General features: G+C 55.3%; 11 protein-coding genes. 4 read left to right on the top strand and 7 right to left on the bottom strand.

All coding sequences use genetic code 11. The features are described from left to right. Window positions 1-245: 245 nt before the first annotated feature. The 7 genes from malQ to PN477_RS03735 all read right to left on the bottom strand — a co-directional run bounded on the left by malQ (window position 246) and on the right by PN477_RS03735 (window position 9,305). Complete coding sequence (gene malQ / locus PN477_RS03765) at window positions 246-1,748, bottom strand: 4-alpha-glucanotransferase (RefSeq protein ID WP_272122371.1); 1,503 nt, start codon at window positions 1,746-1,748, stop codon at window positions 246-248. A 145-nt stretch (window positions 1,749-1,893) separates the two neighbouring features. After that, window positions 1,894-2,205 carry an NADH-quinone oxidoreductase subunit NuoK gene (nuoK, locus tag PN477_RS03760; RefSeq protein WP_072621413.1) on the bottom strand — a complete coding sequence of 104 codons (312 nt, stop codon included), beginning with the start codon at window positions 2,203-2,205 and terminating at the stop codon, window positions 1,894-1,896. A 48-nt stretch (window positions 2,206-2,253) separates the two neighbouring features. Beyond that, the gene (locus PN477_RS03755) at window positions 2,254-2,850 is read right to left on the bottom strand and encodes an NADH-quinone oxidoreductase subunit J (RefSeq protein ID WP_272122368.1); all 597 of its coding nucleotides are present in this window, start codon (window positions 2,848-2,850) and stop codon (window positions 2,254-2,256) included. An 87-nt stretch (window positions 2,851-2,937) separates the two neighbouring features. Further along, window positions 2,938-3,543, bottom strand: a complete 606-nt coding sequence (gene ndhI, locus PN477_RS03750; protein WP_272122366.1) for an NAD(P)H-quinone oxidoreductase subunit I — start codon at window positions 3,541-3,543, stop codon at window positions 2,938-2,940. Window positions 3,544-3,569: 26 nt separating this feature from the next. Further along, window positions 3,570-4,688 carry an NADH-quinone oxidoreductase subunit NuoH gene (gene nuoH / locus PN477_RS03745; protein WP_272122364.1) on the bottom strand — a complete coding sequence of 373 codons (1,119 nt, stop codon included), beginning with the start codon at window positions 4,686-4,688 and terminating at the stop codon, window positions 3,570-3,572. A gap of 162 nt (window positions 4,689-4,850) precedes the next feature. Further along, window positions 4,851-6,095: a response regulator gene (locus PN477_RS03740; protein WP_272122362.1), complete on the bottom strand. Its 1,245-nt coding sequence runs from the start codon at window positions 6,093-6,095 to the stop codon at window positions 4,851-4,853. An 834-nt stretch (window positions 6,096-6,929) separates the two neighbouring features. After that, window positions 6,930-9,305, bottom strand: a complete 2,376-nt coding sequence (locus PN477_RS03735) for a response regulator (protein WP_272122360.1) — start codon at window positions 9,303-9,305, stop codon at window positions 6,930-6,932. 268 nt (window positions 9,306-9,573) lie between these two features. Here PN477_RS03735 and PN477_RS03730 point away from each other — a divergent pair, with 268 nt between their 5' ends. The 4 genes from PN477_RS03730 to PN477_RS03715 all read left to right on the top strand — a co-directional run bounded on the left by PN477_RS03730 (window position 9,574) and on the right by PN477_RS03715 (window position 15,465). Then, window positions 9,574-10,134: a hypothetical protein gene (locus PN477_RS03730; RefSeq protein WP_272122358.1), complete on the top strand. Its 561-nt coding sequence runs from the start codon at window positions 9,574-9,576 to the stop codon at window positions 10,132-10,134. A gap of 64 nt (window positions 10,135-10,198) precedes the next feature. Beyond that, window positions 10,199-11,113 (top strand): UbiA family prenyltransferase, encoded by a 915-nt coding sequence (locus tag PN477_RS03725; protein WP_272122356.1) that lies wholly within the window; start codon window positions 10,199-10,201, stop codon window positions 11,111-11,113. Further along, window positions 11,110-13,818 carry a PEP/pyruvate-binding domain-containing protein gene (locus PN477_RS03720; RefSeq protein WP_272122354.1) on the top strand — a complete coding sequence of 903 codons (2,709 nt, stop codon included), beginning with the start codon at window positions 11,110-11,112 and terminating at the stop codon, window positions 13,816-13,818. The genes PN477_RS03725 and PN477_RS03720 overlap by 4 nt, the downstream gene beginning before the upstream one ends. Window positions 13,819-13,917: 99 nt before the next feature. Next, entirely contained in the window at window positions 13,918-15,465 is a 1,548-nt protein-coding gene (locus PN477_RS03715; RefSeq protein WP_272122352.1) for a bifunctional pantoate--beta-alanine ligase/(d)CMP kinase, read from the top strand. Window positions 15,466-15,684: the final 219 nt, after the last annotated feature.

Below are 15,684 nucleotides of genomic sequence, written 5' to 3'. Positions count from 1 at the left end.
TAGCCCCCCTTAAAAAGGGGGGAACGCAAAAAAGTCCCCCTTTTTAAGGGGGATTTAGGGGGATCAAACGCAGACGAGGCCAACATTTGAACGTTATGTATAAGCAGTAGCCCTAGGGAAGAGGGAACTGGAAAAATGGATCGGCTCCCCTCGCCCTCTGGGAGAGGGGTTGGGGGTGAGGGCTATCAAATCAGTCAAGCAGATCCCAGGGTTTTGATGGGAGTCCTGGGATTCTGGTCTTCGGGTTAGGGCAGTCGGTCGTAGAGTTCCGTCATCCGTCGGAGGCGATCGCGCAACTCCGGCTTCAGCATTGACTCTTCATAACGCCAGCCCCAATTTCCCTGCGCCGCACTGGGCATATTCATCCGCGATTCCGTGCCCAATCCCAACACATCCTGCAACGGATAGATCGAAATCTGACCCACCGAACTCATCGCCATCCGAATCATCGCCCATTCGATCGGCTCTGGCGGTTTTCCACCGAGGTAATCATAAACCCGTTGCTTGGCTTCATCATCGCGGGCATTAAACCAGCCCACCGTCGTATCGTTATCGTGGGTTCCCGTATACACCACACAGTTCGAGCCATGGTTAAAGGTCAAAAAGGGATTACCCGGCCCGGAATCAAAGGCAAAATGCAGCACCTTCATCCCCGGAAACTCGAAGCGATCGCGTAGGGCTTCCACTTCGGGGGTAATCACCCCCAAATCCTCGGCGACAATCGGTAACACACCCAGATCCGCCTTGAGAATCTCAAAAAATTCCGCCCCAGGAGCTTCCACCCACTCTCCATTCGTGGCGACGGTTTCGCCCCCCTCCACCGACCAAAATGACTCAAAGCCTCGGAAATGGTCAATCCGCATCAGGTCTACATAGTTCAGCATCCCCTCAATTCGATTCACCCACCACTTGAATTGAGTCTTTTGGAGGGCTTCCCAGTTGTACACCGGATTGCCCCAAAGCTGACCCGTGGCACTGAAATAGTCCGGGGGAACCCCTGCCATTTGGGACGGTTCGCCGGTTTCCGGGTCGAGGCAGAAAATTTCCGGATTCGCCCACACGTCAACACTATCGTGGGCGACATAGATCGGAATATCTCCGAACATCTGCACCCCGTTGTCGTTGGCGTATTGCTTCAGGGTGGACCATTGCCGGAAAAATTCCGACTGCATGTATTTATGGAAAAAGATTTCGTCGTGGAGTTGCTCTTTGGCGAGGCGGAGGGTGTGGGGATCGCGGTTTTTCAGGGGTTCGTCCCATTGATGCCAGCTTTTCCCATTTTGGGCGGTGCGAATGGCCATGAAGAGGGTGTAGTCATCAAGCCAAGCGGCTTGGGCTTCGCAAAAGTCGGTAAAGACTTTTTTCCGCTCTCGGGTTGCTTTGCTGAAGAAGGTATGGCTGGCTTTGTGCAGCAGGGGCAGTTTGATCTTGATCGCTGCTTCGTAGTCCACCTGGTAAGAGGTGAATTTAGGCAGGTGGGCGAAGTCCAGTTCACTGAGGAGGTTTTCTGCGACGAGCCATTCTAGGTTAATCAGCAGGGGATTACCGGCTAGGGCAGAATAGGACATGTAGGGAGAATTACCGAAGCCGGTGGGGCCGAGGGGTAAAACTTGCCAAATTTGCTGCCCGCTGGCGGTGAGGAAGTCTACGAAACGATAGGCTTCCTGACCAAGGTCACCGATGCCGAAGCGACCAGGAAGGGAGGTGGGATGGAGGAGGATGCCGCTTGCTCGCCGCGAAAATGCCATAGCGTTTCTATAATATGTGTCGATAGTAGCGCGATTCTTTTGCACTGTACGGCCTGATCCGTTGAGAAATCAAGGATCAGGCCGGAATTGGGGGGGGGATATGGGAGGGGCGGAGGTGCGATCGCCCCGCCCGGAGTTCACCGATTTACCATTTGAGCAGGTTAAATTGCTCCATGTCCACGGTGTCACGATTGCGATAGATAGCCAAAATGATCGCCAGGCCCACAGCCGCTTCGGCAGCAGCCACGGTGATCACAAAGATTGAAAAGACTTGTCCTTTGATCCCTTCGGGATCGAGAAAGTTAGAAAAGCTCATCAAGTTCAAGTTGACCGCGTTGAGCAAAAGCTCCACGGACATCAAGACGCGCACCACGTTCCGACTGGTGACGAGACCATAAATTCCGATGCAGAACAGAGCCGCTGCTAACAAAAGGAAAAATTCAAGTTGAAGTTGCATAAATCCAAAAAAGAAGTCGAGGGTATATGAAGCGGGAAGGGGTCGGGGTTAGCGATCGCTCACTGTACCCGTTAGCTCCCGTGGCCGTTCCGGTAAGGTGAGCGCGTCTTGGGTATCCGTCGCCATCTTTTCGGGAATAAAATCACGACGCGCCAGGATAATCGCCCCCACCATCGCCATCAGCAACAGCACAGAGGCCAATTCAAAGGGCAGGAGGTAATCACTAAAGAAATGCTTGCCGATTTGCACCACAGTACTAGTCAGCACCACAGTGGTATCCACTACCCACGGCGTTGCCAACACCATCGTACTCAGGAGCGCAAACAGCCCCACACAGACCAACGCCGTCGCCCCCTGTCGCAGCCACCGATTCCCCACGGGTTTGAAGGTTTCCTGCTTATTCACCAACATGATGGCAAACAGAATCAGCACATTCACCGCGCCCACATAGACCAGAATCTGCGCAGCCGCCACGAAGTCAGCATTGAGCAACACGTAAAGGCCTGACATACAGAGAAAAACACCACCCAGCAAGAAGGCGGAGTAAACAATTTGGTCAAGGAGGACAACACCCAAGGCGGCAGCAATCATCAAAACGCCTAAGAGGCCAAAGGAAATCAGTTGAACATCTTCTGCTAAATTCACGCGAAATTATCTCCTAGAAGGGGTCGATGGGGGTGGGGGCATCGCAGACGACACCGCCCACGGGTACAGAGTGATCGAGGGCGGGGCCTAGTCGCTTGTGTCCGTGTCATCAGGGCTAGACTGGGCAGCGATCGCTTCCGGCCGTTGACCCGCCCGTTGAGCGCCAGCGGGCAAATCATGGCCATCCACCACGCCCTTCGGCAGATAGGCAAACTCTCGAATCGGGGTCACCATCGGATCTTGCGTCACCTTGTAGGGCAAGCGTCCGAGGGCGACGCTGTCGTAGTTGAGTTCGTGGCGATCGTAAGTTGCCAACTCATATTCCTCCGTCATCGAGAGGCAATTGGTCGGACAGTATTCCACACAGTTCCCGCAGAAGATACAGACCCCAAAATCAATACTGTAGTGATTGAGCTTTTTCTTCTTCGTTTCCTTATCAAATTCCCAATCCACGATCGGCAAATTAATCGGGCAAACCCGCACACAGACTTCACAGGAAATACACTTATCAAACTCATAGTGAATCCGACCCCGATACCGTTCGGAGGGGATGAGTTTTTCGTAGGGATATTGCACCGTAACCGGTCGCCGCTGCATGTGGTCAAAGGTAACGGAAAGACCCTGACCAATGAACTTTGCAGCTTGAACCGTCTCTTTGGCGTAGTCCCCGACTTGTTTGAGAAAGTTAAACATGAGGTTTCAGGGTAGGTAAACGAACATTAGCCACCAAAGGCCACCGGAAACACCAGCTTGAGACCAGCGGTGAGCAAAAGATTAACCAAAGCAACCGGGAGTAAGAACTTCCAGCCGAGGTTTAACAGTTGGTCAATGCGCACCCGGGGGAGCGTCCAGCGTAAAAGCACCGCCAGGAAGACCAAAACATAGGCTTTGAGGATGGTCATGATGATCCCCAAGGATGCCGTCAGCATTTGTAACCAGGGGGTGGTTTCGCTGACTCCAAGCCAACCGGCGAGTTGATCGAGGGGAATGGGAAATTCCCAGCCGCCGAGGTAGAGGATGGCGACGATCAGGGCAGACAACACCAGGTTAATGTAAGACCCCACATAGAAGAGCGCAAACCGCATCCCAGAATATTCAGTTTGATACCCGGCGACGAGTTCTTCTTCGGCTTCAGGGAGGTCAAAGGGAAGCCGTTCGCATTCGGCTAAGGCTGCAATCCAGAAAATCAGGAATCCCACCGGTTGCCGCCAGATGTTCCAGCCTAAGATGCCGTAGCCGGACTGCTGTTCGACGATGTCGATGGTGCTGAGGCTGTTGGACATCATGACGACGGCTAACACCGCCAAGGCCAGGGGAATTTCGTAGCTGATCGATTGAGCAGCGGCGCGGAGTCCACCGAGGAGTGAGTATTTATTGTTGGAGGAGTACCCGGACATCAGCAGGCCAATGGGGGCAATGCTAGAGAGGGCAATCCACAGGAAGATCCCGACATTGAGGTCGGTGATCAACAGGTTTTGTCCGAAGGGGACGATGAGATAGGAGAGGATGACGGGAATCACCACCAAGATGGGACCGAGGGTAAAGAGCCACGGGTCGGACTTGTTGGGGGTGACATCTTCTTTGAAGACGAGTTTAAGGCCATCCGCAACGGGTTGTAGGACACCGAGGGGGCCGGCAAATTCGGGGCCAATCCGTTGTTGTGCCGCTGCTGAGACTTTGCGCTCTAGCCAAACGGTGACAAGGACTCCGACGACGGCTCCGATGACCACGAGCACCATTGGAAGGGGTATCCAAAGGGCACGGGCGACATCCTGAGGGAGTCCGAATTCGGTCAGAGTCTGGATAAAGCTTCCTTGCAGATCGATTCCTGAATTCATGGATTTCAGCCGTTAACAGCGTTAGACGCAGGGATAATTCCTGCCGTGATTACTGATTATTCAGTATATCGTGGGACGTTGCCTGGTCTGACGTGAGGTGAGGGCGATCGCAAATATCAACCATGAGTTTGGCTAATCGATCCCAGTTGTTCCGGCAACAGATTAACCAAGACCATGTTTCGTTAAAATCCCCAAAACCTTCGGGCCATTAATCGGCTTACTCAAAAAGTCCGTCGCCCCCACCACCTTGGCCCGCACCCGATCCACCAAACCATCATTGCTGGTCAAAATCACCACCGGCAAGTCTTTAAACTGACCCACCCGGCGAATTTGGCTACAAATTTCATAACCATTGGCAATGGGCATCATGAGATCGAGTAACACAAAATCCGGCTTCTGTTGCAACAGCGTCGGCAGGGCCTGCACCGCTTCTTGAATCCAGATCACCTCATAGCCTGCATTTTGGAGCAGGTCTTGGAGCGCATGACCGATTTGGGGGCTGTCATCAATGCAGATCACCCGGCCTTTGGAGGGGGCAGATGCTTTGTCGGGACGGGTCTCGATGCGGGGCGAGGGGTCGGGGGCGGCCTGGGGGGCGGGGCCGGGGATGTCGTTAACTTCGGTGAGGCCGATGTAATGTTTCCGAATGTAGGGCAGGAGGGATTTTGTGATGCCCACCACATCGCGTTTGAGCAAAATGGCAATATCCCGCAGGGTGCGTTTGCCGTTAACCAGTTCTGCCAGTTGTTGGTAGACCTTGGGGGGGGTGGAGCTTTGGAGGTGACCGTGTTGTTTGATGACGGGGGCAAGGTTGGGCGAACAGAGGGCGAGGCCGGCTTGGGCCCATTGCTCCCAATCGGCTTGGGCAATGTCGAGGGCGGTGTCAATTTCCACCGTCCAAGAGCGCGGCAAAATGGCGGTGTCCGCCGTTGAGGGACGCACACCGAGGCGGGGTGTGATGCTCAAGGGTTCGGCGGGGTTGCTGGGGTGGGCGGGAGATTGTTCGACGGCATCACCCAGGAGCGCAAGTTGGAAGGCTTGGGAAATTTCAAAGAGCACTTCTGTGACGACACCGTGAATAATTTGCATGACGGTGTCGGTGTTGGCGAGTTGGCGGGTGGCCAGAAGGGTGAGAATTTGGTAGTCCCAGCATTCAAATTGGTCGTTTTGGCGGACTTTGATTTGTTGGGCGGTTTGGGTGAGTTGGTGGCTGAGGAGTTGTCGCCGCCAACGTCGCATGCTGTGGGGGCCCCCGGATGCCCAAGCGAGACGACCTAGGGCAAGGTAGAGACTCCAGGTTTGGTTGGGGGCAATGGTCAAATCAATGCGTCCAGTGAATTGATGACTCTGGAAACAGGCAAGTTGCGATCGCAATTGACCAGTACCACCCCTGGACGGATTCTCCATAACCTGTGCTACTTCAGATGGATGAGATAACGAGCCAGAACCTCGCTGCTGTGTCATAACAGGTACAGGGGAAAGAGAGCAAGTTGAGGACGCAGGGCTAGTCACAGGACAACAAGATTTGAGGCTGACGTTTAAGCTAAAGAATTAAGTAGTTTTAATTCCTTTCGTTACTAATTTTAACGCTAAAATTCATCAACCTGTCAAAACGAAAGTTACGATATGTAAACATCTCGTGATATTAATATCTCTTAATGTTTTCGCTGTGTTCGTTCGACAGCGTGATCCATCAAAAACACTATTTCTGTGAGGATTTCAAAGCCAGGGATGAACAGGTATCTAAGCTTAAAATGAGTCACATTGAAACGGGATCTTTGCGGTCTCAGCTAACACCTTTTTTCCCTGGATTGATGATGATTAGACCAATGTCTAAATCAGGTGTAACCCTTCTATAGCAAGACTTTGGCGATGTTATAGGTCAATTTACTGTGATCCTCGTTTTCTGAGCCTTTTATTTGCTCAGACCAGGGCACAGGACTCAGGCTGTTTCTGGGCAAGATGTCTGCGATCGCAAAATTGGATTAAAAAAATAACAGTACCCCGTAGTAAAGGTAATGGGGTGGAAAAAAAAACGATTGAGCAGCATAGTCTGTTCTCCGATCAAAGTGTTTTTTTAACACAAGATGAGGTTACGGCTGTGAAATTTCTATGAAGTTATGGCAGGGTTTTACAGGGATAAATTGTAATTTTCATCAAATCTTTACAGTGATCTGGACAATGTTATGAGTTTTTGGGAGAGGGGCTGGGGCTGGGGTTGTGATCGGGGAGCGATCGCCCTCATGCTTCAGGGGTGATCTGCTGGTCAAGGGTGGCTTGATAGAGTTGGGCTAAGGTCGTGCCGTTGTCGGGATAGAGGGATAACCTGGCGGCCACGCTGACGGGAAGAGCGAGTTGCCCTTCGAGGAGAAAGACTTCGTGGGAAAAGAGGTGCATCAAATCTTGAGCGGCTTGGATGCCGGTGGGGCGGGTGATGCCGTAGAGGCCGATGATAAATTCGCCGCCGCTCCACCGGGCGACGATGTCTTCGGGGGAACAGGTGTGTTTGAGGAGTTGGCCGAAGCGTTGCAAGATGCGATCGCCCACATCATGGCCATAATCGCAGTTGATCTGCTGGAGGTCTTGGATGGTGAGGGTGATAAAGCCAATGGTCTGATGCTCTTGGGTGGCACAGTGGAAAAACCGCTGAAAATCCTGCTCCGAGCGGTAGCGGTTCGCCACGCCGGTGAGGGGGTCTTTTTCGGTGAGGTCACGGAGCAGGCGACTGCGTTCGAGGCGGTTAAAAATGCGGGTGACGAGTTCCGGCTCGGTGACGGGTTTGCAAATGTAGTCATCTGCGCCAAATTGATACATTTGCTGGAGGGTGGTGCGATCGCGACTCGCCGACAAAAAGACAATGGGCAACTGCGACCATTGGGGATCATTGCGCACCACTTGGCAGAGTTCCAAGCCGTTGATATAGGGCATATCCACATCCAAGATCAGCAGGTCGGGCGACACCTGTTGGAGGGTTTCCCAAAAGTTGCGCGGGTCGTTGAGGGTCTGTACCTCAATCCGCCATGGGGTGAGCATCGTGGTCAGGCTGTCCAGCAAAATCTCATCATCATCGACGGCTAAAATGGTCGCTTCGCAGGCCGTTTGCTGCTGGAGGTGCTGGGTAATGATGCCCATCAGTTGCACCGGTGCAATGGGTTTGACCACAAAGCCCGTCACCCCCAGACGTGCCACGGAAACACGGTTATGAAAGGTGTTTTGAGTGGTTAACACCAGGGTGATCGGCGGTCGTTCTAGGGTGCGGAGATGTTCTAGGATGACCAGTCCGGCGGTTTTGGTCTTAGGAAACGTGAGTTCTAGCACCACGAGGTCGGGAATGGGGCCGGTGAATTGGGGGTTTTGCCATTGTGTGATGGTGGCGATCGCCGCCTCGCAGGTCGCCACATAGTCCAGATCTAACGGCCATTGCTGGGCTTCCGTTTGCACGGCCTCGATGTAGGTGGTGTCGGGGTCGATGATCAACACATGGGGCGATCGCTCCGTCGGGATCGTTCGGGGGGTGACGGGACGAATCGGGGCAGGCTCCGGCTCCACAGCGGGTGCATCGGATGGGAGCATCTCGGCCAGGGCCGTGAAGAGGGCGCGGAGGGTCACCCTCTCTAGGGTCGCGATCGGCTCCATCAACCCCTGCTCTAACTGCCGGGCCAGATCTGACCCAGCCGATAAGCCAAACATCCCCAAAGACCCCACTAATTTATGGGCTTGGCGTTCTGCATTGAGGCGGAGGTCTTCGTCTAACTTACCCGCTTCGAGGGCGGCGATCGCCGCCTCTAGCACCGTCATCCGGGCCAAAATCGGCTCCCGAAATTGTGCCCACAGTTTGGCGATCGCCCCTTGCAATGCCGCCGCCTTTGCTGGATCAGAGGGGGGCGAGGGCGCGATCGGAGGTGAGGGCGCGATCGGTGGCGAGGATTCAGCCTGCACCCTATCCGGCAACGCCTTCAAACAATAGCCCACCCCATACACCGTCTCAATTGCACCATCCGCCCCCACCGCCTTCAACTTACGCCGCAGCCCCTTAATATGGGCCCGCACCGTCTCCTCCCCCGGCGGATCATCAAACGACCACAAATGCTCCAGAATCGCCCCCTTCGTAAACACCTGCTTCGGGTGGCGCAAAAACAACTCCAGCAAGTTATATTCCTTTGGCGACAGCGTCAACAACTGCTCATCCCACTTCACCTCGCAAGCACTGGGATCAAGCTGCAACGGCCCCCAGGTCAAAATCGGCGCACTCGAATCACTCTGCCGCCGCAATAAGGCCCGAATCCGCGCTAACAATTCAGGAATCGTGCAGGGCTTCACCACATAATCATCCGCCCCCGCATCCAGTCCCACCACCTTCGACTCACTGCAATCATTGGCCGTCAACAGCAAAATCGGACTATTAATCTGCTCATTGCGCAAGCGCCGACAAAGATTAATCCCATCCAATTTCGGCAAACTGACATCCAACAACATCAGGTCATAACTAAAACTTTGCGCATAATCCCAACCCTCTTCACCGTCGTAGGCTGTATTCACAACATAGCCCTGCTGACTCAGCATGGTGCTAAGGGTTTCTGCCAAAACGTGATCATCTTCAACCAGTAATAAGCGCATGACATATGAATGAAATCAGCGTATTGATCATCGGTGCGCAATCCCCTCGGCTCCTGCCCCATTATCGCAAGATTCTGGAGTCTCACGATCCTGACTTCTGGACGGTATTGGTTCTTAACCTTCAGGCGGTGGGACAACAGGACAACATGACCCATGATTACGGCTCTGGCCTAGCTTCATCCGGTTATCTAACGCCAGGCAGAGGATCAACGGGATAATGTGGATCATCACCCATGGGGTCTAGAGTGACAGGAAGGAGGGCAACATAATGAACAAATCATTACAGTTGGGGCTGGGGTTAACGGTGAGTTCCGTGCCAGCGCTGTTGGTGGGGGTGGGCGTGACGCTCATGGGCGCGACGCTGCTGGTTGGGACTGTTCAGGATGCTTTAACCTTGATTGGCCTGTCCATTGTCTGCACGTTTGGGGTCAGTCTGGTGGTGTGGTTGCCGCTCTGTTGGTTGGTGGGTCTGGTGGTGATTTGGGGGCTGATTTTGGCATATTGGCTGATCCATCGCCTCTGGGGGATCACAATCCCCTGGTTGGAGCGTCGTTTTCCGGAAGATTCACGACTCCGATCGCCCTTGAGACTCGGAGCCGCGATCGCATCTCCCCCCAGGGATGAGGCCGAGAATCCCCATGACTCCAAGCCAACAACGCCCACCCTCACCCACGGCCAACAGGCTTTAAGCCTCTACATTCGTCAGGCCTTGGCTAAAGGGTACAGCTTAGATAAAATTCATCATCGGTTACAGCAAGAGGGATGGACACCGAGGGATGTGGAGGCGGCTGAAGCGTCGATTCCGGAGTTGACCGCCGAACGAGGATAAACCGCAGGATGGAGCAAGGTAACGCAGCAGGGTCGAGTCACGAGATCAAACGGCAAAACAACAAATGGTAGAAAATTTGGGATGGCAACGGTGGTGGATTTACCAGCAGGAGCGGTTTCCGGTCGTGAGTAACGGCATTCTGATTGTGATGTTTAGTAGTGCGATGGTGAGTTATGGGGCGGTGGTGCAGGGGGCAGCGCCGACGGTGCGATCGCAACTGGTGGCCTTCCTCGTTTTTTTTCTGGCGTTTCTCCAATTGCGAATTGCCGATGAATTTAAAGATTACGAGGATGATTGCCGCCATCGCCCCGAACGGCCCGTCCCCCGTGGCCTAATTCACCTCACAGAATTGCAATATCTCGACTGGGCGACGCGCTTGATCCAGGTGATTTTTTCGGTGAATTTAGATCCCACACTCGTGCTCCTGTTGGCCCTGATCTGGGGCTATCAGTTCCTGATGCAGCGGGAATTTTTTCGGCGCGACTGGCTTAAACAACACCCGGCGATCTATCTCCTCAGCCATAACCTGATCTTGCCGATCTTGGGTCTCTATGGCATTGCCTGCGGTTGGTTGCCGGGGGCGGTGGCGTTTCCCTGGGCGGCGTTGTGGTTGTTGCCGGTGAGCAGTTGCCATGGGGTGGTGATTGAGGTGGGGCGCAAGGTGCGATCGCCCCGCGAAGAACGGCCCGGCGTGGAAACCTATACGGCTCTTTGGGGGCGGGAAAATGCGCTGCTGGTGTGGTTAATTGCGATCGGGGGCGGCGGCATCACAACACTACTCGCGGCCTTGTACCTGCCCACTGCCCTCGGTACAGCCAGTTTGTTATTAATCGCGGGCGGGGTGATCTGTTGGTTGGCCTATTTGTTTTTAAACGCTCCGTCCCCCCGCAGTGCAAAATTAATCTATCTCGCCTCGGCCCTGTGGGTGCTGGTGAGTTATAGCTGTTTGGGATGGATGCCATTGGTGGCGATGTTATGAAGTATATTGTCCAACTCACAGAGCGGCCGGTGATTGCCTTGATGGGGCGCAAGGCCAGTGCGATCGCTCGTCTTTCGCAACAGGGCTTTTCTGTGCCACCGGGCTTTGTGGTCACACCAGCGGCCTTTTGGGATAGCCTCACCCGTGATCAAGAAGACCAACTGCGATCGCTCTCCCCCCAGTCCCCCCAAACCGCCGCCTCGATCCAAGCCCTCCTCGCCGATGTCCTCCCCAGCGAGGCGGTGCAGTATGAATTGCTCCAGGCGATGGCGGCGGTGTTTCCCTACGGGGGACAGTTTGCGGTGCGATCGTCGGCGTTGGATGAAGATGGTATTGAGCGATCGCTAGCCGGTCAATTGCACACATCCTTAAGCGTGGCCGCTGCGGATCTTCAGCCCCAAATCGCGGCGGTATGGCGGTCGGCCTATCAAGACAACGTGCTTCTCTACCGTCATCGCCAAGGCCAAACGGATCTCCCTCAGCCCCCGGCGGTTTTGGTGCAGCAGATGTTAAACCCCGTGGCGGCGGGGGTGGCGTTCGGGGCTGATCCGGTGACGGGGCGGCGCAATTTGGTGATTATCAATGCGGTCTATGGGTTGGGGTCGCTGTTGGTATCCGGAGAAGAAGATGCGGACACGTTTTATCTCAATCGCCAAGGGGATATTTTGCAGCGACAAATTGCCCGCAAACCCCAAGCCCATTACCCCAATCCCACGGGAAAATCGGGGGTGTTTGCCAAGGCGATCGCTCCCGATCAGGTGACAGAGCCAGCGATTAGCGATCGCCAAGCCCAAGCGATCGCCACCCTCGTCCAACGCACCGGCCAAGAATTCGGCCTACCCCAAGATATTGAATGGGCGATCACCGATAACGGCCAACTCTACCTGCTCCAAGCCCGCCCGATTACCGCCCTTCCCACCTCCCAAGCTTCCAGCGGCCGCTATCGCCTCTGGGACAATAGCAACATTGCCGAAAGTTACAGCGGCGTAACCACCCCGCTCACGTTTTCCTTTGCGCGGCGGGCCTATGAGGAGGTGTATCGCCAATTTTGCCGCCTGATGGGGGTGAGTCAGAGCCGAATCGCCGCGAGCGATCGCACCTTTACCACGATGATCGGCCTGATGCAGGGGCGGATTTACTACAACCTCCTCAGTTGGTATCGAGTGCTGACCCTGTTGCCGGGATTTCGCCTCAATCGGCGGTTTATGGAACAGATGATGGGGGTGAAAGAATCCCTACCGGAGGAGATTATCGCCCAAATGGCGGGGAAACCCTGGTGGCAAGATGGGATCGAATTGGTGCGCACCCTGTTCGGTTTGGGTTGGAATGCAATCCTCTTACCCTGGACAAAATACCGCTTCTATCGCCGCCTCGATCGCGCCCTTGGCCCCCCGCAAACCAGCCTCCGTCAGCGCCTGCTCCGCCAAACACCCCCACCGCCCCCCCACCTCGACCAACTGGCCGCCGATGAATTGGTCGCCCATTACCAAGACCTGACCCGCCAACTCCTGCCCCGCTGGGATGCGCCGATCGTCAATGATTTTTTGGCGATGATTTGTTATGGCGTGCTCTGTCGTCTGACCCAAACCTGGGGGGGCGATCGCGACGGGATCTTACCGAATCTGCTCCTAGTTGAACAGGGGGCGATGATCAGCACGGAACCGGCGCGACAATTGCGGGAAATGGCCCGCCGGGTGGCCCGCGATCCTGATCTGATCACGACGCTGCAACGGGACACGCCGACAGCGATCGCCACCGCATTAACCAAACACCCGGAACTCGCCGCCGCCTATCACCGATATCTCGACCAATTTAGCGATCGCTGTCTGGATGAATTAAAACTCGAAAGCCCCACCCTGGCGGAAAATCCCCTACCCCTGTTGCGGTCTGTGGGCGCGATCGCCGCCCAAATGCACACCACTCCCACCCCGGAAACCGCCGCCACCCCCCTCCCGCCGCCGGAACTCCTTCACCTGCGCCGCCTGCTCCGTCGCAGCCCGTTAAAACGCTTGATCTTTGCTGGGGTCTTGCACCAGACCCGCGCCCGACTACGCGATCGGGAAAACCTCCGCTTTGAGCGCACCCGTGTTTTTGGTCGCGCCCGCCAAATTTTCCTCGAATTGGGTAAACGCTTTTTCGTGTTGGATCTGCTCCATCGACCTGACGATATTTTTTATCTCAACGTTGAAGAAATTATCAGCATCTTGGCGGGAACGAGCACCTGTAATCGGATCAAAGGTCTTGTGGCCCTGCGTCGTAGCGAATTTGATCACTACCGGGAAACCCCGCCGCCGCCCGATCGCTTCGCCACCTACGGCATCCCCCACAGTGGCATCAATGCCACCCACACAGCCCGCCCCCCCTCCGGTTCCGTCCAACAGGGCCTCGGCTGTTCACCGGGAATTGTGCGCGGCGTGGTGCGGGTGGTGCGCGATCCCCATAGTCTTTTGACCCAAGAGCAGCCCTTAGCACCGGGGACGGTGTTGGTGGCAGAACGTACCGATCCCGGTTGGATTTTGTTGTTTCCGGCGGCGGCGGGGCTGTTGGTGGAGCGGGGCAGTTTACTCTCCCATGCGGCGATCGTGTCGCGGGAGTTGGGGATTCCGGCGATTGTGTCGATTCCGGGGGTGACGCGCTGGCTCAAGGATGGCGATCGCGTTGAATTCAACGGCAGCACCGGACGAATCGAACGCCTGCGGGATTAAGCGATCGCCTTAAAACAATGCCAGCGTTTTCGGGTTGGAATCTCCAGCAGGGATACCCTATACTGAGCGGTTTGTAATCAATGATGAAAGGGGGTTATTGTGCGCTTGCTTCAAACGATCGCGGGTCTACGGGCTTATCTGGAACAGCAGCAACCGGGGCAATCCGTGGGGCTGGTTCCCACGATGGGCGCTCTCCATGCGGGACATCACTCCCTGATCGCAGCAGCGCGGGCGGAAAATGATCTCGTGGTGGTGAGCATTTTTGTCAATCCGCTGCAATTTGGCCCCCAGGAAGACCTCACCCACTATCCCCGCACCCTAGACACCGATTGTGAGCAGTGCGATCGCCTCAAGGTCGATGCCGTCTTTGCCCCCAGCGCCGCAGAAATGGGCATCGATGCCCACCAGAGCGAACCCACCACCGTCCAGCCCCCCACCACCATGATTACCGGCCTTTGTGGTACGCAACGCCCCGGCCATTTCCAAGGGGTGGCGACGATTGTGGTGCAGTTGTTCAACCTTGTCCAACCCACCCGCGCCTACTTTGGCCAAAAAGATGCCCAACAATTGGCGATGATCCGCCGCATTGTCCACGATCTCAAACTGCCCGTGGAGATTCGCCCCGGTGCGATCGTCCGGGAACCGTCGGGCCTCGCCTATAGTTCCCGCAATCAATACCTGAGCGCAGGCGATCGCACCCAGGCCGCCACCCTATCGCGCAGTCTCCACAATGCCCAAACCGCCTTCCAAGCGGGGCAACGCGAGGCCCAGCGTTTGATCGCCCAGGTGCGCCACGAATTAGCCGCGATTCCCAATAGTACGGTGGACTATGTGGAATTGGTCGATCCTGAAACCCTTGCACCGTTGGAGCGGGTGGAAACGGCGGGATTGTTAGCGATCGCCGTTCGTCTCGGCTCCACTCGCTTGATTGACAACATCATCCTGCGCCAGCGTCGCCCGATCATCGCCATTGATGGCCCGGCGGGGGTGGGTAAATCCACCGTGGCCCGTCAATTGGCGCAGAATCTCAACCTGCTCTATCTCGACACCGGGGCGATGTATCGGGCGATTACCTGGCAGGTGTTAGCCGCTGGGATTGACGTGACCGATGCCGTGGCGATCGCTGAACTCGCCAGCCATGCCCAGATCCGATTCCAGGCCGATCCTGAAGGGGGACAACGGGTTTTCATCAATGACCAAGACGTGACCCAGGCGATTCGTTCCCCCGATGTGACCTCTCGTGTGTCGGCGGTGGCCAGCCATCGCGCTGTCCGTCAACAACTCGTTCACCAACAGCAGCAATGGGGGCTACAGGGGGGAATCGTGGCCGAAGGGCGCGATATTGGCACGGCGGTGTTTCCCGATGCGGAGGTGAAAATTTTCCTCACGGCCTCGGTGGCAGAGCGGGCGCGACGACGGTGGGTCGACCTCCAACAGCAGGGTTATGGGCAGGATGTAGAAACCGTTGAACAACAGCTTCAGGAGCGCGATCACCTCGACAGCACCCGTGAAGCTGCCCCCCTCCGCCAAGCCGAAGATGCGATCGCCCTCTGTACCGACGGGTTAACAATCCCTGACGTAATTACACGGATTACTCAGCATTACGAACAAATTTGTAAACCTTCCCCAACATTCCAAATGATTTAGGACAAAATAATAAACTTTCCGGATATGATCGGGGGCAGAATGGGCATTAAGACAGGTAACGTGACTAATCATTCACCACGTTATTTCCTCAATTGCCTAAACGATTGCTACGTTTGATCTTCTCCATAATTAACCACTTTATACCCCGTTTACCCCGATCTTAGTGTGAGTAGCTCAAAGTCATCCCCATCCCTATGGCAGCGGTTGAGTCCATCAAGA

It is taken from the genome of Spirulina subsalsa CS-330 (genome assembly GCF_028330765.1).
Lineage (GTDB): Bacteria > Cyanobacteriota > Cyanobacteriia > Cyanobacteriales > Spirulinaceae > Spirulina > Spirulina subsalsa_A.
The sequence above is the reverse complement of the archived record's forward strand: the minus strand, read 5'-3'. Positions and strand labels throughout refer to the sequence as shown.

Bases quoted from the DNA above. Each gene is read 5' to 3' on its own strand.
- malQ (WP_272122371.1), bottom strand. From the start codon at position 1,748: ATGGCATTTTCGCGGCGAGCAAGCGGCATCCTCCTCCATCCCACCTCC.
- nuoK (WP_072621413.1), bottom strand. From the start codon at position 2,205: ATGCAACTTCAACTTGAATTTTTCCTTTTGTTAGCAGCGGCTCTGTTC.
- ndhI (WP_272122366.1), bottom strand. From the start codon at position 3,543: ATGTTTAACTTTCTCAAACAAGTCGGGGACTACGCCAAAGAGACGGTT.
- nuoH (WP_272122364.1), bottom strand. From the start codon at position 4,688: ATGAATTCAGGAATCGATCTGCAAGGAAGCTTTATCCAGACTCTGACC.
- PN477_RS03740 (WP_272122362.1), bottom strand. From the start codon at position 6,095: ATGGAGAATCCGTCCAGGGGTGGTACTGGTCAATTGCGATCGCAACTT.
- PN477_RS03735 (WP_272122360.1), bottom strand. From the start codon at position 9,305: ATGCGCTTATTACTGGTTGAAGATGATCACGTTTTGGCAGAAACCCTT.
- PN477_RS03730 (WP_272122358.1), top strand. From the start codon at position 9,574: ATGAACAAATCATTACAGTTGGGGCTGGGGTTAACGGTGAGTTCCGTG.
- PN477_RS03725 (WP_272122356.1), top strand. From the start codon at position 10,199: ATGGTAGAAAATTTGGGATGGCAACGGTGGTGGATTTACCAGCAGGAG.
- PN477_RS03720 (WP_272122354.1), top strand. From the start codon at position 11,110: ATGAAGTATATTGTCCAACTCACAGAGCGGCCGGTGATTGCCTTGATG.